This window comes from Nocardiopsis sp. NPDC055551 (assembly GCF_053619415.1).
On the sequence record NZ_JBSHJJ010000011.1, the window covers coordinates 117,269 to 139,884 of the forward strand.

Here is a 22,616-nt window from a genome sequence, read left to right on the forward strand (position 1 = left end):
CGGGGGCAGGAATGTCATCGCACCACTCGGACGCGTCGGCCCACCATCGCTTCGCCGCCCGACCGGTGTCCCTGCGACCGCCCCGGGAACTGGCCCGGTCCGCCTTGGCGACCCCGTTGTTGGGCGACGCCCTGGATCTGGCCCGCTGGTGCGGCCCCATCACCCACGTCGACGTGCACGGTCTGCCGGATCTGGACGACACCCGCGACGCGATCCGCAGGTTCGGTCTTTGGCCCCATCACCTGTGCCGGGATCCCCATCGCCGGGACGAGTGGTTGCGGCGGATCGACTCCCCCGAACAGGCACACCGTTTCATCCGGTCCTGGCGCGCCGCCCTGAGGTTGGGGCTGGTCCAGTGCGAAACGGGCCAGGCACGGCCCGCTCAGGATCTGGACGGCCGGGTGCGCGCCCCCGAACAGGTCCTGCGCTGGTGGGTGCTCGGTTTCCGTGAGTGCGTGGAGCGTTCACTGCGGGAGGTCGCCGGTATCTCACCCGACACAGCTCTGGGACGCCTGTACGAGTCCCCCAATGGTGCTCGTGTCCCGCTGCGCATGCTGACCCAGGAGGTCGTGACCGCTCAGGAGGAGATCCATCTGCCGATGGTGTGCCCGGGGCGCAGCACCGCCAGGCTCGCTCGCGGAGCGTGGGAGCTACGCGATTCCGGCGCGGTCGAGGTCGGGCACAGCACTCCCAGGGCGCCCAAGGACGTTCCTCGCGATCATCGGACCGACCCGCTCTGGGCGGAACTCACCGACCTGGGCCGGTACGGGATACGGCAGATCCTGTTGGCGAGTGGCCGTCCGGCTCCTCTGCTCGATGAGTTCGTGCGGCTCGACGCGGGTGCCTTCTTGGACGCGTTGGCCACGTTCTCCCCCGATGGCCAGCTCGTCGGGCTCACCTCGTGGTCGGACTCCCGCGCGCCCGAGGAGACGCTGAGGGAGATCGTCGCGGTCTGTGCCGGGCCGGGGAGGGCACTACGTCGTTGGAACGCCGCCTTGGTCCTGGGCCTGATCAGTTCACGCATCGGTCAGCGCCTGCGTCGGTTGTTGGTCGAGCCCGATCCCACGGTGGCGGGTCTGGCCTCGGTGGTGTTGTTGTCCTCGCACATGCTCCCGCAGGAGGAACGCGAGTCGTTGAGCGCCCGGTTCGGGCATTGGACGGCCATCGACGTGTTCGCCGCGGCCTCCGCCCTGGGCGAGTCCGGGATGCGGTCCTTCCTGGTCTCGGAGGCCGCCGAGGGCATCGACCGACACCTGTTCGATGACGTCGACCGGCTCTGGGACCCGGAGCATCCCGATACCCGTGAGGTCCTGCGGGCTCTGGGCAGTCACCATCCCGATCCGGAGGTGGCGGCGCGGGCGAGGGCCGCTCGGGCTCGCGCGCCGCACCCGCCCTGAAGCGTGGGCGACCACCTCCGGCACCCGGTCGGACGCTACACCGTGGCCTTCCCTCGTTCTTCGGTCGCGGCCTGTCGCGCCCTTCGGTGTCGGCGGCGCAGGACCACCAGTCCGAAGAAGAGTGCGACGGCCATGGTCGCCACCATGATGCCCAGGAATCCCCAGGGGCCCACCAGTGGGCTGACCATCAACGGGATGGCCGCCGCGGTGACCAGTCCACCGCCGAAGAAGGGTTCGAAGATGAGCTGTTTGTATCCGAACGCCGGGTAGGCGGGGGTACGTACTTCCGGGTCCACCACGCGCATCAACACCATGCCGGTGGCCGTCACGCCCATCGACTGACCGAACTCGCCGATGCCGCGCTCGAACCAGAAGTTCGGCATCATGCGCGGCGCCAGGAAGAGGAAGGCGAACAGACACCACAGGATGCCGGCGATCGCCAGGACCGCGAAGGTGAGGATGTTGTCGGCGATGGCCTGCAGTGACAGCGTCGCCATGGCGGCGATGATGAGCACGTCCAAGGACAGGCCCTGGATCCGCTCCACGGAGCGTTCGTCGACGATGTCGTTGCGGTCGAAGCGGTCGATGACCATCTGGACGAGGATGCCGCCGATCATGGCCAGTGGGAACAGCGGCACGTACGCCATGACCTCGATGGTCTCGGCCCACAGTGCCTGCTCCAGCCATTGCAGTCCGGACAGGATCAGCTGACCGATGATGACGGCGACCGCCACCAGACCGAAGTGCAGGGTCAGGGGGTCCATGGACGAGGGGTGCACGGTCATCGTCGAACCGGCGGTGCGGTTGGCCCGCTCGATCAGACCGGCCTGTTCACGGTCGGTGCCCTTGTTGTCGGCGCTGATCACCGAGGTCTTGCCGTGACGCACGCCCCAGTTGATGAGGACGATGCCGATGATGACCCCGGAGAGCAGGCCGACGGTGGCCATGCCCAGTGCGAGGTCCTGACCCTCGGCCCAGCCGACCTGTTCGAAGGTGGTGCCGAGTCCGGCGGCGGTTCCGTGACCGCCCAGGAACCCGATCTCGATGAGCGCTCCGGAGATCACCGGAACGTCGAGGAAGGGCACCAGGACCAGCAGGGCCAGGAGGATACCGATCACGTACTGGCCGCTGGCCACGGTGATACCGAAGGCCAGGTTGGGGCCGGCCAGGTCGACGGCCTCGCGCAGCTTCGGCAGTCGTTTACCGAGGAAGAGGCTGGCGAAGACCACCGAGATGAGCAGGCCGGGCAGGGCCGACCAGACCGACATGACATCCACACCGAACAGGCCGCCCTCGGCCACGCGGTCGGCGAGTCCCACCGCGATGCCCTGGTCCGCGAGCAGGCCCATCGCCCAGCCGAGGACGTCGGGGCCGAGCAACAGGGCGATGCCGCCGCCGATGATCGAGCCGGGCAGGTAGAGCTTCTGGGTGAGCTTCCACTTGACCCGGATCAGCTTGGAGACCAGCAGCAACAACCCGAGGAGCAGGAGTGCGAGGCCAACGGTGTCAGGGGACATATCCACCTCTCGGAACGGCCCCGAGGAGGAACGGTACGGGGCGGACGTGTACCCCTGGCACGCGGACACACGCGTGGCTCGGCACGTGGTCCACCCGCGCAGGGGTCGGGGCTGGGAGGTAGGTCGCATGTGTCAGTGACTCGGCTGACGCGAACACCCGGGAATCTTACACACGGTGATGGGATCGCCAGGACTCGCCCACTTCGCACTTGGAGGGAACGTGACGAACGGTCGATAACATCCCGATAACCCCACGGGATCGGTAGTGAAGGGGGTGTGATCCGAAAAGCCCCACCCTTGCCGTTTTCACGCTCCGTCAGCGTTCGCCGGGGCGGTGGCGGGTACCCGGAACCGGCCGTCGTACACGCCGATCATCCGCCCGATCTCGGTGGGGATCCTCATAAACCCCGGTCGGCCGTTCGACTCTCCTGTGCGCGCCCTCCCGACCGGGACGCTTACTCGTTCTTCCCCGGGTCCGCCCCGAAGGAATCGGCGTCGCCCCGCCCTGACGTCCAGGGCCGCCCGAACAGTTCTCGGGCCCACCGGGTCAGCTCTCGGTGGCGGGCGTGTTCCGGACCGACCAGGTCCAGGGGTCCGCCCCAGCTCTCCCCCGGTTCCGGTGCTCCCAGGCCGAGGGTCTCCCGAACCGCCGCCAGGACCCCTTCTCCCGGATCATCCTCGACCCGTGGAGCCGAGCGGATCCGTTGGGAGAGCGCGCGACCCACACGGGTGGCCGCGCCGACGCACACCACCCCCAGGAACTCGGCTTCGCGGAAGGCTCGCAGGACCCGGAACTCATGTTCGGGATCGACGGCGGTCAAGGGCTGGTACCAGTGCGCGGCGGAGAGCAGCCACTCGGTTCCCGTTGCCTTCTTGTCCTCCTCGGCCAGATCCCGTGTGGCCCGCGCGCCGTCGATGCCCAGGGTGATTCCGTCCGGCACGTGCGTCAGTGCGCACACCACGGCCCATCTGCTGCGGGCGTCGGCGCCCTCCTCCACTGCCCCGGAGGACACGGGTTCGTCGTCGGTGGGCCACCACAGGCCGTCCTCCGCGCGCCGGGCCCAGCCCTCCAGGAGCGCCACCAGGCGCACCTCCGGGGCGGCGGCCGACCATGCTCGGGCCTGGTCGGAGAGGGTGACGTGATCGTTCTCGGCGATCAACAACCCGGTCCGCGCTCCCACCTCCAGCCAGGTTCTGGCCAGGTCCTCGTTCCCGCCCGCCGCCTTGGTGAGCCTGCGTCGTGACGGCACCGCCAGGTGACCGTCACGACGCAACCTCCCGGGGCGTTCGGTGAGAGCGGCCACCAGTCGGGTGTCCGCCCCCGCCAGGAAGGTGAGCGCCTCTCGGGAGAGCTCCTCCACCGCACCGGGTCCACGTCCCTGCGGCATCCCCTCGACCGGGGGCCCCATGACCTGTGGCGGGGCCGGATCGAACCGGTGTGGGAAGGAGCGCCGGATCGTCAGGGCCACTTCGCGCGCGACCTCGAAGACGCGGGCGTCGTCGGTCTCGTAATCGGTCGGCAGCAGCAACCCGTGCTCCAGCAGCCAGTCCTGTTCGTCGTCGCCCGTTCCGTCCACCGGTAGGTCCATGCCCCACGCCAGGTGGGTCCGGGCGATCTCCACCTGATCGGAGAAGAAGGTCAGCTGCAGGATCCGGTGCCGCACCTCGTGCGGCGCATCGCGTACCAGGGACACCACCCTTTGTTCGTCGGTGAGCGCCTCCGTCAACGTTTTCCTCAGTTCCCACCAGTCCCCGGTGGGATCGAGTCCCAACGCCAAGGCCATCCGGCGCAACGTCGCCAGGCCGTATCTGTCCAGGGCCTCCTCGACCGACCAGGGGTAACCTCGCATGCCGAATTGGTATCCGGCGTCGTCGGGCAGGTGGTAGCCACCATCACCGTCCGGCCACAGGATCGCCAGGTCCAAGAGGTCGGACACGCATTCCTCCGCGCGCATCCTGGCCAACCCGGGGCTGTCGGCGTCCACCTTGGCCAGCAGGGCCTCGTGGTCGACCGGCCCCAGGAGGAACGGGTCCTGGGCGAGGGATCTCCGTCTGCGCGGCCAACCGCCCTCCGGCCCGCCCGGAAGCAGCTCCTGCGCGTTCTCGGCGACCGCGACCACCGCTCGCAGGATCTGGTGGTGGGGCAGGGGCAGTCGTTCGAAGACCGTGGGCCGCAAGGCCAGGATCATGATCAGGTCGAGCAGGGTGTCGGGGGTGGCCGTCCGGTAGCGGACGGCGCCGTCGGGGATGGTGGACAAGATGTCCGCGACCCGTTCCGGCGGCATGGTGCGAAGGTGGGCGTCCAACGCGGCGAGGCGGTCCATGGTTTCAACTTTAGGGTTCGTCGTGCCCACGCGCACCGATGATTTCCCGGTCTGTGGACAACCCGGACACGGGTCCCCTCGCTCCCGGCTTCGTACCGATCTGCGGGAAACCACTCCACCGGACCGGCGTGGAACGGTAGTAAGGGGTCACCCTCGCTCACACTCACACCCGATGCTGGAAACGGGGCCGGACATGCCCTCTCACGAACCGTCACGGCGGGGACGACCTCCCCTGTCCGCCAGGCCCGTGTCGCTGCCACCGACCGACGTCCTGGCCCGCATGGCTCTGGACTCCCCATTGTTGTGCGACGCCCTGAGTCTCGCCCGCTGGAGCGCCCCCGCCACCCCGGTCACCTCCGGTGGGGTCCCCGGCATCGATGACGCCCGGGCGGCGATCTCCCGCTTCTCTCTGTGGCCGCACGACCTGCCCGGTCATCTGGATCAACGGGTGATCTGGCTCGGTGCGCTGCACTCGGTCGCCGATGTCGCCCACTTCGTGGTGCCCTGGTCCGCCGCGTTGCGTCTGGGGCTGGTCAGCATCGACGATTCCCTGGCCCGTCCCGCTCCCGACCTGGAACATCGGGTGCGCGACCCCGAACAGGTTTTGGAGTGGTGGTTCCACGAGTTCGAGCACACCATCGCGCACGCCCGAGGCGACCTGTCCCGTCCTCGCGATCCCGTGCCCGGCACCACCGGCCCCGATCTGCTCCCGGAGGTGTTGCGGTTCCTGTACGAGGCTCCCGACGGGCATCGGCCCGACCTGGACACCCTGGCGTTGGAGGCCTTGTCCAGACCGGTTCCTCGCACCGCCGCCACCGCTACGCCCCACACCACCGATCTGCTCCTGAACGTGTTGTGGCAGCTCTCCGATACCGGGGCCGTGGTGTTGGACCACGCTCCCGAGGACGAGAGCGTGGACCGTTGCACCGTCGAACTCACCGCGTTGGGTCGCCACGGGGTGCGCCGGTTACTCCTGGAGGTGGGGATCCACGCGCCCATCGTGGACACCCTCGCCGAGGCGTGCGCCTCCCGATTCCTGGACGCCCTGGCCGTGCTGCCCTTCGAGGAGCGCTCGCCGGAGGCCGCGCGGTGGTTGGACCGGCGTGGCCCGGAGGAGGCCCTGCGCCAGATCACCGAGGTGGTGCGGGGGCCCGGGCTGGCACTGCGCCGTTGGGTGGCCGCCCAAGTGCTCAACACCACCAGTTCCGAACTCGCACCGCGGCTGCGCGTCCTGTTGGCCTCCCCGCACAGCACGGAGGCCTGCCTGGCCGCGATGGTCCTGCTCTCCTCCGGCATGCTGGACCAGCGCGGCATCGATCGACTGTTGGCCCAGTACGGACCATGGGTGGTGATCGACATGGTGGCCGCGGCGATGCCCTCCGACGGTTCGGAACCGACCTCTTTTCTGACCGCGAAGGACAGCCCCGACGTGCACCGATTGCTGTTGGTGGACGCCGATCCGGTCGTACTCGGGGCGCACCCCGACGCCCTGACGGTCTTGGACGCGTTGGCCCGTCACCACCCGCTCGCCGAAGCCGCGGCCCGGGCCGCGGAGCTGGCCGATCGGCTTCGGGCGTTCGGGCGGCCCATGGAACAGTGAGGGGTCAGGCCTTCCCCTCGGCGATCGCGCGGGCGATCTGTTCGCTCATCTGCCGGGCGAGCACGTCGGCGTGGTAGGCGATGTGTTCGGGCAGGTGCCCTTCCATGGCGGCGCGGAACCCGGTGATGTCCGTGGTCGCGTTACGCCCGCTCGGCAGGGGGACGAGCAGTGTGTCGGTGCCACGGAAGGCGATCTGTGTCCCGTACCCGGCGAAGGCCCGGCGAAGCGCGGCCATGGCGGTATCGTCGGGCGCCGCGATCAGCCCCTGTCGGCGGGCGTTCCGCGCGGTGAGCCGAGCCACGCCCGCCGCGATGCGGGGCCACCGGTCCGTGGTCGCGACCACGGCCCGCTCGAAGGTCTCCACCATGTCGCTGGGCGCGAAGGCGCCGTACTCGGGAAGGAGGATCCGCACGCTGGTGGGCGGCAGGTACTCGATCGGCAGGCCCTCCTCCTGATAGGCCCGCACCAGGACGGCCCCGAAATCGGCGTGGACGGGACCCAGGTCGAACGTCCGGGCCTGTTCCAGGTGGGCACGCATCCAGCCGGGGGTCTCCTGCGGGACGCGCGGGTAGCGGCGCATCTCCTGGGCGTAGGCCAGGGGCGCGAGCCCGTGGGGCAACGCCACCTCGTCATATTCGTACTCGGCCCGAAAACGCCCGGAGACCTCCACCGAGATCCGCGCCTCGAACCAGGTGCCCGCTCCCGGTTTCTCGCCCAGGTCCTTCAGTCGCGTGGCCGACACCCGGACCGGCTCGGGTGGGACGAACTCGCGCACCGTGCCGTCGGTACTCACCGCGACGAGGTCCTCATAGGTGAAGCCACCCACCCGACGTGTCAGGTATACGACGTTCTGCCAGTCCTCGGGCATGATCTCGACCAGTCCGCGGGCGATCTCCTCGACGGTCTGCTGCTGCCGGATCATGGGCGGCGTCGCGCCTTGCGGTGATTCGGTCATCGGGTGCTCCGAAGCGTTGGGGGTACCGTGGCCCGACCTTCCTACCGCGCGTGTCCGACTTCGCACGCATCGCGCGGGCCGGCGCCCCTTCGGAGACATCGGAGAGGCGGCCGGCCGCACACGGTGTGGGGCGGTGCGCGCCGGGGCCGGTTCGGTGTCGGGCCCATTTCCGTGCGTCCGTTCGGTCGCGGGAAGGGGTCAGTCGGCGAGGGCGTCCAGGTAGACCCATTCGCCCTCGTGGCGGCGGAAGCGGCTGTGCTCGCGCAGCTCGCCGTCCTGGCCGTCCTCCTTGTAGTGGGCGCGGAACTCGACGGTGCCCTCCGTGTGGAAGGGGGTCCCCGCACTCGTTCGCAGGATCTCCAGCCCCGTCCACTCGGTGTCGGGGTCCAGTCCCACGCGCCGGGGGCGGGTGGTGGGATCCCAAGAGCGCAGGAGATAGTCCTCGTCGCCCACGACGAAGGCGCTGTAGCGCGAGCGCATGAGGTTCTCGGCGGTGGTCGCACGGGCCGTACCGGCGTGCAGACGACCGCAACAGGCGTCGTACTTCTCGTCCCGGCCGCACGGGCAGGGCGCATCGGTGGGCAGGGCTCGCGGGACGGTGGAGCGCCGTGAACGGCGGGATCGCTGCTGGGCCATGCGTCCATTCTGATGTGCCGGGAACACCGCCCGGCCCGATCGAGGGGAATCGGGTCGGACGGTTCGGACGGAGGGGTCAGGCTCCGCTGTCGCCCGGGCGGCGCGGTGGAGGTGGCGGCAACCATCGCGGCGGCGGACCGTCGTCGGGGGCAGGGCGCGGTTGAGGGATCGGGAGCGCGTACACGTGGGCGTAGTCCATGTCCATCCCCCCGGTTGATACCCAACCTGACCGGTGGAACGAAACACGCGGGATGTCCGCTTCCGGCACCCGGGCATCACCGTTCGGCCCTTGCGGGGTGTGCCATCCCGCGTCCTCCACACCAGGTCTGGCCTGTGAAGTCGCCCAACCACTCACGGATGGGCGCTTCCGCGTCCAGGCGTGAGGACATGTGTATAGTCGGTCCGACCGTCGGCCAGGAAGGGTTGGGAACATGGACAACGTGGAGGTGAGCTCCGCCGACATCGCCCGTATCGCCGGGGTCAAACCGACAGCGGTCAGCAACTGGCGTCGACGCCACGACGACTTCCCCACCCCCGTCGGCGGCACCGACCGCAGCCCCCGCTTCGACCTGGCGGAGATCGAGGAGTGGTTGTCCACCCACCGCAGCGTGCCCACCATCGACCCCGACCAACGGCTGTGGCAGGTGGTGGACTCCCTGCGCGGTTCCGCTCCCGTAGAGGACCTCCTCGGGTTGGTGGGCGCGCTGACCCTGCACCTGCGCGACCACCCCGCGATCCCCTCCGATGACCCGGCCGTGTTGGTGACCGCGGCCCTGGACGGCTTCGAGACACGGTTGCGCGCCTCCGGTTCGGCCTGCCTGGCCGACCATCGGCCCGCCCGGGTCCCCGAAGCACTGCTCCCCGCCCTGGTGGAGACGACCGTGCGCGCCGTCGCCGAGAGCGGACCCGCTCCGGTGCTGGAGCGTATGAGCCGAAGGTCCGAGCAACGCTCCCCGGCCGGTTCGCACAACCTCCCACCGGACCTGGCCGCCTTGATGGTCCACCTCGCCGGAGGCGGCGCGCTGACCGACCCCGCCTGTGGTGGGGGTGAGGTCCTGGTGGCGGGGGCCCGCGCCGGGAACGCACCGTTGCGCGCCCAGGACCGGGACCGGTCGGCACTGTGGCTGACCGCGCTGCGCCTGGCCTTCGACGACGCCCTGGACGAACGGGTCGAACTGCGGGTCGGCGATGCCCTTCGCGAACCGGCCTTCACCTCGGATCCGGCCGACTCGGTGGTCACCGCTCCCCCGTTCGGTGAACGCAACTGGGGTGTGGAGGACCTGGTCGAGGATCCGCGGTGGGTGCACGGGCTACCGCCTCGGCTGGAATCCGATCTGGCCTGGGTGCAGCACTCGTTGTCCCAACTGCGACCGGGCGGCACCGCCGTGCTGTTGATGCCCCCGGCCGCGGCCCAACGTCCTTCCGGACGGCGGATCCGCCGTTCGCTGTTGCGGTCCGGCGCGTTCCTCGCGGTGGTGTCGCTGCCCGCCGGTTTCGCCGCGCACTACGCCGTCCCGCTACAGCTGTGGGTGCTGCGCCGAACCGACGAGACGACGACACCCACTCCTTTGTTGTTGGTGGACACCGAGCCGGCCGACCCCGCCCGGGTGGAACGCCCCGAGGACGTGATCGGCCGGATCCGCGGGCTCTGGGAGGACTTCCGCGACTCCCCGGAGGGTTTCAAGGAGGTCCCGGGGACGGCGCGGGCCGTGGAACCGGTGGAGCTGCTCGACGAGGAGATCGACCTCACCCCCCGCCGCCATCTGCCCCTACCCCGTTCGAGCGCCCGAGACCTCGGCCTGTTCGCCCGGCGACGCACCGAGATGGAACGGTCGCTGCGGTCACTGCGGTCACTGCTTCCGGAGGTCCCCGAAACCCTGCCCGAGGCAGCGCCCACCCCGGTCGTCACCCTGGGAGAACTGGCCAAGGCCGGTTCGGTCACCATCCGGCGTCACCGTGTCCGTCGCCCCGAGGAGGAGGGCGGTCCACAGGTCCAAGCGCGGGTGCTGACGCCACAGGACGTGATGCGCGGGACGCCGGCGACCCGGACCGAACGCGTGGACGCCGACCCCATGCGCAACCCACCGTTGCGGGAGGGCGATGTGGTCATCCCCGTGGTCACCGAACGCCCGCTGGCCCGGGTGGTCACCGCCGAGGACGCCGGGGCCCACCTCCACGGCGGGTTGTACGTGGTGAGCACCAACCCGGCGGCCGTGGACCCCTGGTTCCTCGCGGGTTTCGTCAGCAGTGAGGCCGAGCGCGGACACATCGCCCGGGTGAGCAGCAGCATGCGCGGCTCCCTCCGGTTGGAACCGCAGCGATTCCGTCTGCCCGTGCTGTCCATCCAGGAGCAACGCGCCCACGGGGAGCGTTTCCGTCGGGTCGAACGGTTCCGTCGGGCGCTACGGGAGCTACAGGAACTGGGCACGGAACTGGCCGACCAGGCCGTCGATCTGGCCGTGGAGCTCACCACCGACCGGACGACCCGGCATTAGTTCGCCGCCGACGAGGGCCCGACCACCTTTCCGGGGGTCGGGCCCTCGTGTCGTCTCAAGGGTGTGGTGGTGTTCAGCCGACGTCGGCGGTGATGGTCACGCCCAGGCCGAGGGTCTCCTCGAACTCGACGGAGGCCGGGGTGAAGGCGCCCTCGGCGGTGATCACGCCCTCGGCGCGCTGTCCGGAGTCGAGCGTCACGGTGTCGATCTGGGACTCGGACATGCCCAGGGCGCTGGTCGTGTCCTTCTTGGTGCCGTCGTCGGCGACGATCGCGAAGTACAACGGGTTGACATCGATGGCCTCGTCACCGTTGTTCTCGATGGTGACGTGCACGCTGGTGTAGTCGCCGCCGTCGTGCAGAATGCTCGGCACGAAGTCGGTGACCTCGGCGGTCAGCGCGACGGGCTCCTCCGCGACAGGCTCCTCCGCGGCCTCATCGACCTCCGCTTCGGTCGTTTCCTCGGTCTGCTCCGAGGTGTCCTGCGAGGCGTCTTGCGAGGCACCGGAACCGTCGGAACCTGAGGATAGGACGGCCACGCAGCCGCCCATCAGGAAGAGCAGGATCAGGAACGCTCCACAGCCCAGGCCGAACCTCTTGCCGGTGGACATGCCCTGCTTCGGCGGCATCGGCCGGTAGGGCGGCTGGGGCTGGAACGGCTGCTGAGGCTGGGTCATGGTGGGCTCCGGGTCTGTGCGGTGGCGACGAGGCCGTGGGGGTGAACACCGAACCGGGCGGTTCGGCGCGCAACGGGAGAAGGGTCTCCGGAGCTCTGAATCAACCCGAAGACACTCACACCATACACGATTGAGTGTGAACTAGACCAACCATAAACAAGGAGCCTGTTTCACACCTCGGAACAAACTCATCACCGTCATCCCTACCGGACCCCGGGTCGGGACCGGGTCGTCCGGGACTTCGACGTCATCGCTCCGCCTGGTGTGGACGAAGGCAGGCGGGCCCCTGCACGCCCGGAGCCTCCGTCACGTTCGAGGCGAGGCGGGCAGGAGTGCCCGGCGTTCCGGATCAAGGGTGAGGACGCGGTCCGCGCGGGCGGCGACGTCTCGATCGTGCGTGACCATGACAACGGCCAGGCCCTCCCGCGCGCGCAGGGTGTCCAGCAGATCCAGGACCGTACGCGTGCTCGCGGTATCCAGGGCCGCGGACACCTCGTCGGCCAACAACACCCGCGGACGCGCGGCCAGGGCGCGGGCGATCGCCACGCGCTGCCGTTGGCCGCCCGAGAGCCGGCCGGGGTAGGCACGTGCGGTCTCCGCGGGCAGGCCTACCCGTCCCAGGAGTTCGGGGACCTCCGCCGCGGCCTGTTCTCGTGTCAGGCCCCGGAGCACCATGGCCGGGCGTGCCAGTGCCGTTCCGACGCGCTGGGCGGGGTTCAGGACTCCGACAGGGTTCTGGCCGACCGGTTGGACGGCTCTCAGTGACTCCCGAGTGCGGTCCGTGTACCTGGCGGGGAGGGGTCGGCCGTCCAGTGAGAACGAACCCCTCGCCGGGGGATGGAGCCCGGCAAGGCTCCTGAACAGTGTGGATTTGCCGCTCCCAGAGGGCCCCAGGACGGCGACCGCCTCCCCTGATCGGACGGTCAGGTCCGATTCCCCGAGCAGCTCTCGACCGTCCGGTCCGATGAGGCGGATCCCGTGGAGTCCGAGGAGCGGGGGGCCGTGCGGGGGTCGGGAGGCCGGGACACCGGTGACACTCCGGCGGTCGACCCCGGGCTCATCGATGTCGATGAGGACATCGGCGACTCGGGCGGCGAACCCCCGGTCATGGGTGATCACCACGGTGACTCGGTTCGGGCGTCCTCGCCGTTGCTCCAGCACGTCGAGCACGAGTTCGACCGTGGCGGGATCCAGGCCGCTGGTGGGCTCGTCCAGCACGAGGAGTTCGGGGTCACCGACGATCGCGCGAGCCAGGGCCACCCTTTGGGCCTGGCCGCCGGAGAGCTCGCGCGGACGCCGACGCCACAGGGCCTCGGCGTCCAGTCCCAGTCGGGTGAGGGTCACGCACACCTTCTCCGTGTTCTCCCGGCGTGGTCCCAGGGGCAGCGCGTCGGCCACGAGGGAGGCCACCGACCGCAAGGGGTGCAGGTCCGACGCGGGATCTTGACCGAGGATCCCCACCCTGGTCAGGCGCCGGCGCCGGCCGCCCCGTCCCCGGGGCACCGGGGCTCCCCGCCACCGGACGTGTCCGGACCGGCGGACCAGCCCCACGGGCAGGGCGTCGAGCGCCGCGAGGAGTGCGCTGGTCTTGCCGCTGCCGGAAGGCCCCATGACCGCCATCACCCCGCCGTCGGGGATCCGCAGGTCCACGGGCCCGACGACCACTCGGCCCCGAGTGTCCTCGACCAGTAGTGCTTCCACGTCCAGTCCCTCAGGCATGGTTCATCTCCTCCCGATCCGCCCTTTCCGGACGGCGGTCATCGTGTTCCTGGGAGGTCGGTCGGGCGGCGAGTGCGAACAGCAGCGTCGTGGCACCGAGTGCGATCGCGGGTGCGGCCACCGCCCACGGGTTGCTCGCCACCCCGGTCATGTTCTCCCTCAGCATGAGAGCCCAGTCCGGTGTGGGCGGGGCCGCGCCCAGCCCCAGGACGCCGAGTGCCGCGCAGACCTGGATCGCCACCACCAGGCGCAGCCCCAGGTCGGCGGAGACCAGTCCGCGCATGGCCGGAAACACCTCACGGAGCAGCACCGAGGCCGTGTGCTCGCCACGCAGGAGGGCCGCTTCCACGTACCCGGAGGAGCGGATGGAGCGGACGGCGTCACGCACCACCCTCAGGGTGAGTGGGGCGCCGCCGCACACCGTCGCCACGACGACCGCCGGTTGCCAGGGCAGGGCGATCGCCGCCACCAGGGCCAGTAACAGGGACGGTAGGGCCAGGAGCAGGTCCGCGCAGGCGGTGAGCAGGCGGGCGACGAACCCGCCGGACCATCCCGCCACCAGACCACCCGCGATGCCGATGGCGGAGGCGCACACGGCGGCCACCACCGAGACGGTCAGCAGTGGGCCTCCCCCGGCCAGGACCCGGGACCACACGTCCCGGCCCAGGGCGTCGGTCCCGAGCAGGTACGTGGAGTCGGGCGATTGCCAGGGTGCGCCGGCCGTGGAGTTCGGGTCGTAGGGCGCCCACCAACCACCGCAGAGCACCAGGGTCACGGACACGACCAGCGACAACGGCACCAACAGCCTTCTCATGTCGCCCTCCCGTGTTCGGGTTCGGTCAGGGCCGCCGACAGGTCTCCGAGTGCCAGTCCCAGCAGCACGATCGCGGCGGCGAGCACGGCCGTGGCCTGCACGACGGGTAGATCTCGTGCGGAGATGGCCGATACCAGGAGCGAGCCCATGCCGGGGTACCCGAAGAGGGCCTCCACCACGGTCGCGGCGGCGATCAGGCCGCCCGCGGAGACCGCCACGACCCGGGCGAAAGGGGCCAGGAGGAAGGGAAGGACGTCCACCAGTGCGATTCGCCACGGGGGCACGCCCCTGCGCCGGGCGTCGACCACATGGGGCATGCGCACGGTGTCGGCGACCGAACCCGACAGGAGGCTCCCGCCGAAGAACGCGGTGGGCAGCGCCATGGACGTCACCGGAAGGAAGAGCAGGTCCGGGTGGTGCCAGGGGATGGCACCGGGAGGAAGCAGGGACACCGGTGGCACCAGCCCGAGATGGCCCGAGAACAGCGCGGCCGAGGCCGCCGCCACGACCGCCATGGGAACCGCGGCGCCCCCCGTCAGAACAGCGGTGGGCAACCGGCGTCCTCTCCGTGTCGTCCCCGCCCACCAGGCCAGGGCCAGGGACGCGGGGACGGCGATCACCAGGGCTCCCGCCACGACGGCGAGGGTGGCGGGCAGCCTTTGGGCGAGGGCATCGGCGACAGGGCGACCGTTGACCAGGGATGTTCCCAGATCCCCGCTGAGCAGGGCACCGACCCAGTCCAGGTAACGCCGCCAGGGCTCGACGTCCAGTCCCAGATCCTGCCGTAGGTGTCGTACCTGTTCCTCGTCGGCCCCGGGTGAGGCCCGCAGGTCGGCGGCGTCGCCGGGAAGGAGTTCGGTCGCGGTGAAGACCGCTACCGAGACCAGGCCCAGTAGCAGCGCCGCCCGGACCAGGGAGAACAGGAACGAGGCCCCCACGGCGGCCCTCCGTGAGCGTGGAAGGGCCACCGCGGGGGCGATCTCGGGGTCGGGCATCAGCCGGTGGCCTCGACCTGTTCGATGAACAGACGGTGGAAGCCGGGACCTGTGGGCAGGCCGCTCACACCGGGGGCGGCCAGGTCGATACCGTCTCCGGTGCCCCAGACCACGTAGCCGCCATCGTCGGCGACCCGCTGCTGGAGATCGGCCAGCAGGGCGTGCCGCTCGTCGTCGTCGGCGGTGGCCAGCGCATCGGCGAAGTCGGCGTCCCAATCGGGTTCGTTCCAGCCGGTCTCGTTGATGGGGCCGTCGGACACCAGGGCCATCCGTGCGAAGTCCACGAACCCGTTCCCGCCGAGGCTGTTGAGGTAGAGCGGTTCGACGTTCCACACCTCGGCCCAGTAGGTGTCGGGCGGTCCGATCTCGATCCGGACGTCGATGCCCGCCTCGGCCAGCTGTTCTGCGGCCAGGGTCGCGGTCTCCTCCATACCGGGGTAGGAGTTGGTCGCGTGCAGGGTGAGCTCGACCCCGTCCCCGTGACCGGCCTCCTCCAACAGTTCGCGGGCGCGGTCCAGGTCGCGTTCGACCGGCTCCACCTGCGGGGCGAAGGGTTCCTCGGAGTTGAGCAGGTCCGCGCCCGGCTCCCCATAACCGAGGAAGACCGTCTCCACGAGCTGCTCCCGGTCCAGGGCGAGCTTGACGGCCTCGCGCACGCCGGGGTCGTCGAAGGGTTCGCTGCCCAGATCCATGACCAACGGGTAGTTCACTCCCCCGGGCCGGGTGACCACCTGGACGGAGTCGTCCTCCTCGTACTGCCGGGCACTGGTGGGCGCGACACTCCCGGCGATGTCGGCCTGTCCTGAGGCCACCGCCTCGGCGCGCGCGCCCGGATCGGGCACGGCGCTGATCTGGAGCGTGTCGTAGCCCGGGGCCTGGCCCCACCAGCCGTCGTGCCGGTTCAGGACCGCGGTGGTGTCGTCGTGTCGGGCCGACTGGAACGGGCCGGATCCGATCACGGGTTCGGTGATGTCGTCACTGCCCTCGGGCACCACGAAGGTCAGGGAGGCCAGGGCGACGCCGACCTCCGCGTAGGGCTGGTGGGTGACCAGTTCGAGGGTGTGCTCGTCCACGACGGAGGAGGACTCCAGGTCGAACATGGACAGGCGGCCGTTGTTCTCGGCGCCCTTGCCCTGGATGCGCTCCAGGGAGAACAGGACGTCGTGGGCGGTGACCGGCTCGCCGTCGGAGAAGACGGCGTCGTCGCGCAGGGCGATGGTCCACCGGTCCAGGTCGTCACTGTCGGGTTCCCATGACTCGGCCAGGCGGGGCTGGACGGCCCCGTTCTCGTCGGTCACGGTCAGTACGTCGTAGAGCATGGCGAACCGCAGGTAGTCGGACTCGTTGCCGACGCGTCCGTGCGGGTCATGGGTGGTGGCCGCCGGGGCGCCCACCGCGGCGTAGCGCAGGGTGTCGCCGTCGGCGGAGGCCTGGTCGCCTTCGCCGCCACCACAGGCGGTGGCCGCCAGGAGCACCACGAGGGCGCCCACCGGCAGGAATCGTCGTCTCATCGTTCGGCCTTTCTCGGGGCGGGGCCGTGGTCGGCACGGCCCCGTGAGGTGTCTTGCGACCCGTGGTTCTGGAAAGCGGGCTCAGGAGGGTTCATGGACGGTGACGGCGCCCGAGGGGCACCAGTCCACCGCGGTCAGGGTGCGTTCGCGCGCTTCGGGAGGCACGTCGGCGCGGAGCAGGACCACCAGGCCTTCGTCGTCCTGGTCGAACAGGTCCGGTGCGGCGCGCACGCACTGGCCCGCGCCCGCGCAGACCTCACGGTCCGCGGTCAGGCGCGGGGCGGAACCGGCGGGCGTCACCATGAGACCGGGACCTCGTCCAGCCCGAAGATCGCCGAGGAGGAGCGGGCGGGCAGGTCGGCCAGGGCCAGTTCGGACCTCAGGGTGGGGACGCGATCGAACAGCACGCGCAGGGCGACCTCGATCTCCAGGCGGCCCAGGTTCTGACCCACGCACTGGTGGGTGCCGTAGCCGAAGGCGACGTGGTTGCGCTGCGGGCGCCGCACGTCCAGGCGCTCGGGTTCGGGGAAGGCCTCGGGGTCGTGGTCGGCGGCGCCGAGCAGGGCGATGAAGCCGTCGCCCACGGGGATGGTGCCCGTGCTCAGTGGGATGTCCTCGGTGGCCACTCGCAGGGTGATCACGTCGGCCACGGACAGGTAGCGCAGCAGTTCGTCCACCGCGCCCGGCCACAGGTCGGGGTCCTCACGCAGGAGGGCCGGCTGGTCGGGGTGTTCGAGCAGGGCCAGCGCGGCCAGCGGGATCATGTTGCGGGAGGTCTCGTGCCCGGCGTTGAGGGTGATGCCGATCTGGGACAGCAGGGAGTGCCGGGTGATCTCGCCCCGGGCCAGGGGTCCGGTGGCCAGGCGGCTGATCAGGTCGTCCTGGGGGTTCTTCGACTTGTCGTCGATGAGCCGGTCGATCAGGCCGAACAGTTCACCCAGGGCGGCGTTGACCTCTTCGGCGGTGCTGTCCCGGCTGCCCGAGATCGAGGTGATGCGCCGGAAGAACTCCAGGTCCTCCAAGGGAACACCGAGGAGCCGGCAGATGACGGTGGTGGACACCCGGTTGGCGTAGTCGGCGACCAGGTCCGCCGGGGTCTGGCGACCGAGCAGGTATTCGACCTGTTCGGCGCACACGGCCTCGATCTCCGGACGCATCGCGCGCACCCGGCGGACGGTGAACTCCCCGACGAGCATGCGGCGCACACGGGTGTGGTCGGGCGGATCCATCCGGATGAAGGGGCGCAGTTCGGCGGCGACGGCCTGTTCCCCGTCCCCGAGCGCGGGAAAGGCGGGATGGCGGGCGTCGGAGCTCGCGGCCGGGTGGGACAGGGCCGCGCGCACGTCCTCGTAACGGGTCACCAGCCACGGCCGTTTGCCGCTGGGGATCCGGGCGCGGGTCAGCTCGGATCGCTCGCGCATCCCGGCGTAGTCGCCGGGAGGGGTGAAGGGGCAGGAGCGGACCAGGGGGAAGGGCGTGTCTTCGTGGGTCCGGGCGGGTTCGGCGGCGGGGTCGGGAGCGGTGGCGGCGACGGGGTCGGTGGAGGGTTCAGGTGCGGGCCGGGTCATTCTCATGGCCTTTCGTGGTGGCGGAGGTGGGAGGGGTCGTGATGTCCGAGGCGGTCAGGCGCCAGCCGCGGGCGCGTTCACGGCTCCGGACGAAATCGGCGTGCCGCCCTCCCCGTTCGAGGAGTTCGTCCGGGGTTCCGGACTCCACGACGCGGCCCCCTTCGAGGAAGACGACCTGGTCGGCGGCGGCCACGGTGGCGGGGCGGTGGGCGATGACCAGCACGGTGCGCTCCCGGGCGAGCTCGACGGCTGTCCGTGTCACCAGCGCCTCGTTCTCGGCGTCCAGGGCCGAGGAGGCCTCGTCCAGGACGATGACCGGCGCGTCCTTGAGCAGGGCCCGCGCGATGGAGATCCGCTGTTTCTGCCCGCCGGACAGTGCGGTTCCGCCCTCCCCGACCCTGGTGTCCCAGCCCTTGGGCAGGTCGGACAGGACCGTGTCGAGCCCGGACAGCGCCGCCACCCGGTCGAGCTGTTCGTCGGTGGCGTCGGGGGCGGCCAGACGCAGGTTCTCGGCGACGGTGGCGTCGAAGAGGTACACGTCCTGGAAGACCAGGGCCACGTGCCGGGAGAGTTCCTCGCCGCCGATGTCCCGGACGTCGACCCCGCCGAGGCGGACCCGGCCGCGGTCGGCGTCGTGAAAGCGGGCGAGCAGGCGGGCCACCGTGGTCTTGCCGGACCCGGAGGGTCCGATCAGAGCGGTGAGGGTTCCGGGTTCGGCGCGCAGGGTGGCCCCGTCCAACGCGGGGGTGTCGTCCTTGCGGTCGTAGGCGAAGGTGACGTCGTCGAACTCCACGACCGCCCCCCGCGGCGGGAGCGGCGACTCCGGTTCGGGGAGGGGCCTGGCGTCCAGGACGGTGTTGATCCGGTCGAGTTGGTTGGTGGCCATGCGCAGGGCGGCGCCCTGGTCGGCGGCCGTGGCCAGGGGGTGGGTGAACCGGGCCACCAGCACCAGCAGGGCCACTGCCAGGGCGGGGTCGAGTCCGCCGTCCAGGACGAGCACGACCGCGCACACCACGAGCAGCGCGAACATCAGCCGAACCGTGAAGGAGTACGCCGACATCACCGGGACGACGCGCAGCAGCAGGCGGCGCGCGGCACCGTGTTCGGCGGTCAGGGCCCGGTCCAGGCTCTGCCCGCCCTGTTCGGTGCGGCCGAAGGCCCGCAACACCGGTTGGGACCTGGCGTACTCCAGGACCCGGGAGGCGGCCTCGTCCGAGACCACGTCCCGGGCGGCGTCGTTGCGCCCCACCGCGTCATTGGACAGGACGAAGACCATCCACACCACGGGCAGGCAGGCCGCGGCGGCCAGGGCGATCCGCCAGTCCCAGACGAACAGTGCCGACACCGCCACGACGGGCGTGACCACGGCGTCGGCCAGCGGTGGGTAGATGTGCACGGGCACGTTGGTGCTGCGGGACACCCCCTCGGTGACGACCCGGTTGAGCTCGCCCACGCGGTTCCCGGTGAACCAGCCCAGGGGCAACCGGACCAGGTGCTCCCCGATGCGGTGGTGCAGACCACGGGAGATCGCCCCGCCCACCCGGAAGTTGACGAAGAGGCTGAGGGTGCGCAGCAGGGCGTAGACCAGGGTGGCCAGGGCCAGGGCCGCCGCCCAGCCCAGGGCTGCTCGGGGGCCCTCCCGCAGGAGTTCGGTCATCACGGTCACCAGCAGGGCGAAGACCAGCCCCTGCAACGCCGAGACGACGGTGGTCAGGGCCAGACTCCTCTTCACGGGACCGGCCTGTTCCGGTCCCAGGGCCCTGAGGAAAGCGCGGATCACTGGTCTGCTCCCGGTTCGTCTCGTCGGTGTGCCTGGGCGCGCCAGAGTCGGGCGTAACGGCCGCCCCGGGCCAGGAGTTCGTCGTGGGTTCCGGTCTCCACCGCCCGGCCCGCGTCCATGACCGCGATCCGATCCACGCCGGTGACGGTGGTCAGTCGGTGGGCCACCACCAGGACCGTGCGGCCGCGGGCGAGTTCGCTGAGCGCGTCCTGGATGGCCGCCTCCGAGACCGGGTCCACGGCCGCGGTGGCCTCGTCCAGGACCAGGACGGGGGTGTCGGCGAGCAGGGCGCGGGCGATGGAGACGCGTTGGGCCTCGCCACCGGAGAGGTCGGCGTCCTCCCCGACCACGGAGTCGTAACCCCGCGGCAGGTCCTCGATCCGGTCGGCGATCTGTGCCGCGCGTGCGGCGGCCTCGATCTCCTCGCGGGTGGCTCCGGGGCGCCCCAGGGCGATGTTGTCGGCGACCGTCTCCCCGAGCAGGCGGACGTCCTGCAGGACGAAGCCGACGGTGCGGTAGAGGTCGGCGATCTCGCGGATGTCGACCCCGCCCACGGTGATCGACCCGGCGTCGGCGTCGTGGAAGCGGGCGAGCAGGGCGGCCAGGGTGCTCTTGCCCGCGCCCGAGGGGCCCACCAGGGCGGTCACGGTGCCCGGTTCCAGGACCAGGTCCACTTCGGTCAGGGCCCGAGGGCCCTCCTGCGTTGTCTCGTCGGCCGCCGCGTCGTCGGTGCGGTCGGTGTAGGAGAAGGACACGCCGTCGAAGACCACACGGGGTTCCAGCGGCGGTTCCTCCTGCCCCCGGTGCAGGGTCGGGGTGTCGAGCAGGGCCGTCACCCGCCCGGCCGCGGCCCCGGCCGCCTGGGTCTGCTGTACCCGGGAGCCGATCACGTTCATCGGCGCGCACAGGGCCGGGGCCAGCAGGGCGAAGGCCACGATCGAAACCGGTTCGGTCCATCCGGCGAGGGCGAACCCCACCCCCGCGAGCACGGTGACCACGGTGGCCATGGGCGCCGACAGCAGCAGGAAGGATCCGACCGTGACGGGGGTGGTGCTGCGTGACCAGTTCAGGAAGAAGTCCGCGAAGTCGTCGGCGGCGCGGGTGAAGCGCTCGTGGGCGCGCCGGTGGCCACCGAAGTGCTTGACCACCTGGATGCCGTCCACGAACTCCACGGCGGAGGAGTTGATCCGGTTCATCGCCTCGGCGTACCGGGCCATCTTCGCCATGCCCCCGGCCATGGCCCGAGAGAACAGGAAGATCCCCGCCGCCACCAGCAGGACCGACACCAGGGCCAGCCGCCAGTCCACGGTGAACAGGTAGACCAGGGCGACCAGCGGCACGGTGACGACCGAGGCCAGGTCGGGCAGGGTGTGCGCGACCAGTGAGTGGACGTCCTCGATGTCGTCGTGCACGGCCTTCTTGACCCGGCCCGACCCTCGGCCGGTGAACCAGCCCAGGGGGACCCGGGACATGCGGTGGGCCAGGGCTCGGCGGACCGACAGTTGCATGTCGTTGTCGGCCAGGTGACCGACCAGGGTGGAGGCCGTGCCCGCGGCCGGCGCGGCGACCGAGGCGCCCACGGCGATGCCGACGAGGAGCCACACGCGTGCGATGTCCACCGTGCCGTCGGCCGAGAACACACGTGCGAGTTCGACCAGACAGATCAGCGGGACGAGCCCCAGCGCCGATGCCAGTCCCTGGAGCACCACCGCGGTCCGGATCCGCCCCTTGATGGGCCGGAGCAGGGTCCGCAACGGCGAAGGCGACCGCTGTTGCGCCGCCTTCGGCCCGACCTCGCCGTTCGGTGCGGTCTTGGTCTGGGTCCGACTCATTTGACCAGCACTCCGATCTCCGGGGTGGCCTCGCGCCCGCCGCCCGGCAGAGGCCTGAAGGTCAGCCCGGACTCCTCCGCCAGCCGGTCGACCCCGAAGGTCTCCCAGTCGTATTCGTCGTCGACGGTGCGCACCTGTTCGCCGTCGCGGAAGACCCGCCATTGGGTGCGCCAGCGCATGGTCTGCGGGCCGACCGGTTCACCGGAGATCCACCACTCGTAGACCTGGTCGCCGAGGGGCTCACGGCACATGCGCACGTAGGGGATGGAGCGGGGCGTGTCCACACCCATGAGCTCGACGAGCACGATCCCACCAGGGGGCAGGCGGTCGGCCAGTCGCCGCCATAGCTCCTCGCGCTCCGCTCGGGGGATGTGGCCGGCCACCCCGAAGACCACCGCCGCCGAGATGGAGTCGGGCAGCGGTATCTCCTGCGCCGGTTCGGGTAGGACGGTGACCCGCCGGCGCAGGTCGGGGTCGGAGAACACCCGGCTGGTGAGTATCGCCCGCATGTTCGGCGAGGGCTCGGCCGCGTGAATACGCGCCGTGGGCAGGATCTCGGCGATGACGGCGGTGACCAGACCGGTGCCCGCGCCGATGTCGACGACGGGACCGTGGCCGGTGTCCAGGCCGGTCAGGACCGAACGCAGCACGGGTGTGCTGGTGGCCATGTGGCGATGGCCCACGAGGTCGAAGAACTCGGCGGCCGGTGAGTAGTGGTCGATGGCTGGAATCGTGTCCTCCAGGAGAAGGAGAGTGGGGGTTCGCATACGCACGGCTCGGACCCGAGTGGTCCCGCG

17 protein-coding genes are annotated in these 22,616 nt (G+C 70.7%); 3 read left to right on the forward strand and 14 right to left on the reverse strand.

The genetic code is table 11. The annotated features are described in order from the left end of the window. Positions 1-11 precede the first annotated feature (11 nt). Positions 12-1,397: a hypothetical protein gene (locus ACWGSK_RS20255; protein ID WP_452456427.1), complete on the forward strand. Its 1,386-nt coding sequence runs from the start codon at positions 12-14 to the stop codon at positions 1,395-1,397. Between the two features lie 35 nt (positions 1,398-1,432). Here ACWGSK_RS20255 and ACWGSK_RS20260 read toward each other — a convergent pair whose 3' ends face one another. Both ACWGSK_RS20260 and ACWGSK_RS20265 read right to left on the reverse strand, forming a co-directional pair. After that, complete coding sequence (locus ACWGSK_RS20260; protein WP_452456428.1) at positions 1,433-2,914, reverse strand: sodium/glutamate symporter; 1,482 nt, start codon at positions 2,912-2,914, stop codon at positions 1,433-1,435. Positions 2,915-3,369: 455 nt separating this feature from the next. After that, entirely contained in the window at positions 3,370-5,238 is a 1,869-nt protein-coding gene (locus ACWGSK_RS20265; RefSeq protein WP_452456429.1) for a hypothetical protein, read from the reverse strand. Positions 5,239-5,485: 247 nt separating this feature from the next. On the opposite strand from ACWGSK_RS20265, the gene ACWGSK_RS20270 reads away from it, so the two are divergent. Continuing rightward, complete coding sequence (locus ACWGSK_RS20270; RefSeq protein WP_452456430.1) at positions 5,486-6,838, forward strand: hypothetical protein; 1,353 nt, start codon at positions 5,486-5,488, stop codon at positions 6,836-6,838. Between the two features lie 4 nt (positions 6,839-6,842). On the opposite strand, the gene ACWGSK_RS20275 is transcribed toward ACWGSK_RS20270, so the two are convergent. Both ACWGSK_RS20275 and ACWGSK_RS20280 read right to left on the reverse strand, forming a co-directional pair. Beyond that, entirely contained in the window at positions 6,843-7,793 is a 951-nt protein-coding gene (locus ACWGSK_RS20275) for a hypothetical protein (RefSeq protein WP_452456431.1), read from the reverse strand. Between the two features lie 198 nt (positions 7,794-7,991). Further along, a complete protein-coding gene (locus ACWGSK_RS20280; RefSeq protein WP_452456432.1) occupies positions 7,992-8,429 on the reverse strand; it encodes a YchJ family protein in 438 nt (145 codons plus the stop codon). A 431-nt stretch (positions 8,430-8,860) separates the two neighbouring features. On the opposite strand from ACWGSK_RS20280, the gene ACWGSK_RS20285 reads away from it, so the two are divergent. Then, on the forward strand, positions 8,861-10,924 hold the full coding sequence (locus tag ACWGSK_RS20285) for an N-6 DNA methylase (RefSeq protein WP_452456433.1): 2,064 nt from the start codon (positions 8,861-8,863) through the stop codon (positions 10,922-10,924). A gap of 73 nt (positions 10,925-10,997) precedes the next feature. Here ACWGSK_RS20285 and ACWGSK_RS20290 read toward each other — a convergent pair whose 3' ends face one another. The 10 genes from ACWGSK_RS20290 to ACWGSK_RS20335 form a co-directional block, all read right to left on the reverse strand. Beyond that, complete coding sequence (locus ACWGSK_RS20290; protein ID WP_358505329.1) at positions 10,998-11,600, reverse strand: DUF4352 domain-containing protein; 603 nt, start codon at positions 11,598-11,600, stop codon at positions 10,998-11,000. A 306-nt stretch (positions 11,601-11,906) separates the two neighbouring features. Further along, positions 11,907-13,319 carry an ABC transporter ATP-binding protein gene (locus ACWGSK_RS20295; protein ID WP_452456434.1) on the reverse strand — a complete coding sequence of 471 codons (1,413 nt, stop codon included), beginning with the start codon at positions 13,317-13,319 and terminating at the stop codon, positions 11,907-11,909. Next, positions 13,312-14,133: an ABC transporter permease gene (locus ACWGSK_RS20300; RefSeq protein ID WP_452456435.1), complete on the reverse strand. Its 822-nt coding sequence runs from the start codon at positions 14,131-14,133 to the stop codon at positions 13,312-13,314. Before ACWGSK_RS20300 ends, ACWGSK_RS20295 begins: the two co-directional genes overlap by 8 nt. Further along, complete coding sequence (locus tag ACWGSK_RS20305) at positions 14,130-15,128, reverse strand: ABC transporter permease (protein WP_358505338.1); 999 nt, start codon at positions 15,126-15,128, stop codon at positions 14,130-14,132. Before ACWGSK_RS20305 ends, ACWGSK_RS20300 begins: the two co-directional genes overlap by 4 nt. After that, positions 15,128-16,639 (reverse strand): ABC transporter substrate-binding protein, encoded by a 1,512-nt coding sequence (locus ACWGSK_RS20310; protein ID WP_452456436.1) that lies wholly within the window; start codon positions 16,637-16,639, stop codon positions 15,128-15,130. The genes ACWGSK_RS20305 and ACWGSK_RS20310 overlap by 1 nt, the downstream gene beginning before the upstream one ends. 81 nt (positions 16,640-16,720) lie before the next feature. Then, a complete protein-coding gene (locus ACWGSK_RS20315; protein WP_452456437.1) occupies positions 16,721-16,942 on the reverse strand; it encodes a ferredoxin in 222 nt (73 codons plus the stop codon). Next, complete coding sequence (locus tag ACWGSK_RS20320) at positions 16,936-18,207, reverse strand: cytochrome P450 (RefSeq protein ID WP_452456438.1); 1,272 nt, start codon at positions 18,205-18,207, stop codon at positions 16,936-16,938. The genes ACWGSK_RS20315 and ACWGSK_RS20320 overlap by 7 nt, the downstream gene beginning before the upstream one ends. Then, the gene (locus ACWGSK_RS20325; RefSeq protein ID WP_452456439.1) at positions 18,188-19,987 is read right to left on the reverse strand and encodes an ABC transporter ATP-binding protein; all 1,800 of its coding nucleotides are present in this window, start codon (positions 19,985-19,987) and stop codon (positions 18,188-18,190) included. Before ACWGSK_RS20325 ends, ACWGSK_RS20320 begins: the two co-directional genes overlap by 20 nt. After that, on the reverse strand, positions 19,984-21,819 hold the full coding sequence (locus ACWGSK_RS20330; RefSeq protein ID WP_358505353.1) for an ABC transporter ATP-binding protein: 1,836 nt from the start codon (positions 21,817-21,819) through the stop codon (positions 19,984-19,986). The genes ACWGSK_RS20325 and ACWGSK_RS20330 overlap by 4 nt, the downstream gene beginning before the upstream one ends. Continuing rightward, positions 21,816-22,586, reverse strand: coding sequence for a class I SAM-dependent methyltransferase (locus ACWGSK_RS20335; RefSeq protein WP_358505441.1), 771 nt, complete (start codon positions 22,584-22,586; stop codon positions 21,816-21,818). Before ACWGSK_RS20335 ends, ACWGSK_RS20330 begins: the two co-directional genes overlap by 4 nt. Positions 22,587-22,616: the final 30 nt, after the last annotated feature.

Excerpts from the sequence above, each read along its gene's own strand:
- ACWGSK_RS20305 (WP_358505338.1), bottom strand. The coding sequence starts at position 15,128 with ATGCCCGACCCCGAGATCGCCCCCGCGGTGGCCCTTCCACGCTCACGG.
- ACWGSK_RS20310 (WP_452456436.1), bottom strand. The coding sequence starts at position 16,639 with ATGAGACGACGATTCCTGCCGGTGGGCGCCCTCGTGGTGCTCCTGGCG.
- ACWGSK_RS20320 (WP_452456438.1), bottom strand. The coding sequence starts at position 18,207 with ATGACCCGGCCCGCACCTGAACCCTCCACCGACCCCGTCGCCGCCACC.
- ACWGSK_RS20275 (WP_452456431.1), bottom strand. The coding sequence starts at position 7,793 with ATGACCGAATCACCGCAAGGCGCGACGCCGCCCATGATCCGGCAGCAG.
- ACWGSK_RS20295 (WP_452456434.1), bottom strand. The coding sequence starts at position 13,319 with ATGCCTGAGGGACTGGACGTGGAAGCACTACTGGTCGAGGACACTCGG.
- ACWGSK_RS20260 (WP_452456428.1), bottom strand. The coding sequence starts at position 2,914 with ATGTCCCCTGACACCGTTGGCCTCGCACTCCTGCTCCTCGGGTTGTTG.
- ACWGSK_RS20300 (WP_452456435.1), bottom strand. The coding sequence starts at position 14,133 with ATGAGAAGGCTGTTGGTGCCGTTGTCGCTGGTCGTGTCCGTGACCCTG.
- ACWGSK_RS20335 (WP_358505441.1), bottom strand. The coding sequence starts at position 22,586 with ATGCGAACCCCCACTCTCCTTCTCCTGGAGGACACGATTCCAGCCATC.
- ACWGSK_RS20315 (WP_452456437.1), bottom strand. The coding sequence starts at position 16,942 with ATGGTGACGCCCGCCGGTTCCGCCCCGCGCCTGACCGCGGACCGTGAG.
- ACWGSK_RS20280 (WP_452456432.1), bottom strand. The coding sequence starts at position 8,429 with ATGGCCCAGCAGCGATCCCGCCGTTCACGGCGCTCCACCGTCCCGCGA.
- ACWGSK_RS20330 (WP_358505353.1), bottom strand. The coding sequence starts at position 21,819 with ATGAGTCGGACCCAGACCAAGACCGCACCGAACGGCGAGGTCGGGCCG.
- ACWGSK_RS20265 (WP_452456429.1), bottom strand. The coding sequence starts at position 5,238 with ATGGACCGCCTCGCCGCGTTGGACGCCCACCTTCGCACCATGCCGCCG.
- ACWGSK_RS20285 (WP_452456433.1), top strand. The coding sequence starts at position 8,861 with ATGGACAACGTGGAGGTGAGCTCCGCCGACATCGCCCGTATCGCCGGG.
- ACWGSK_RS20255 (WP_452456427.1), top strand. The coding sequence starts at position 12 with ATGTCATCGCACCACTCGGACGCGTCGGCCCACCATCGCTTCGCCGCC.
- ACWGSK_RS20290 (WP_358505329.1), bottom strand. The coding sequence starts at position 11,600 with ATGACCCAGCCTCAGCAGCCGTTCCAGCCCCAGCCGCCCTACCGGCCG.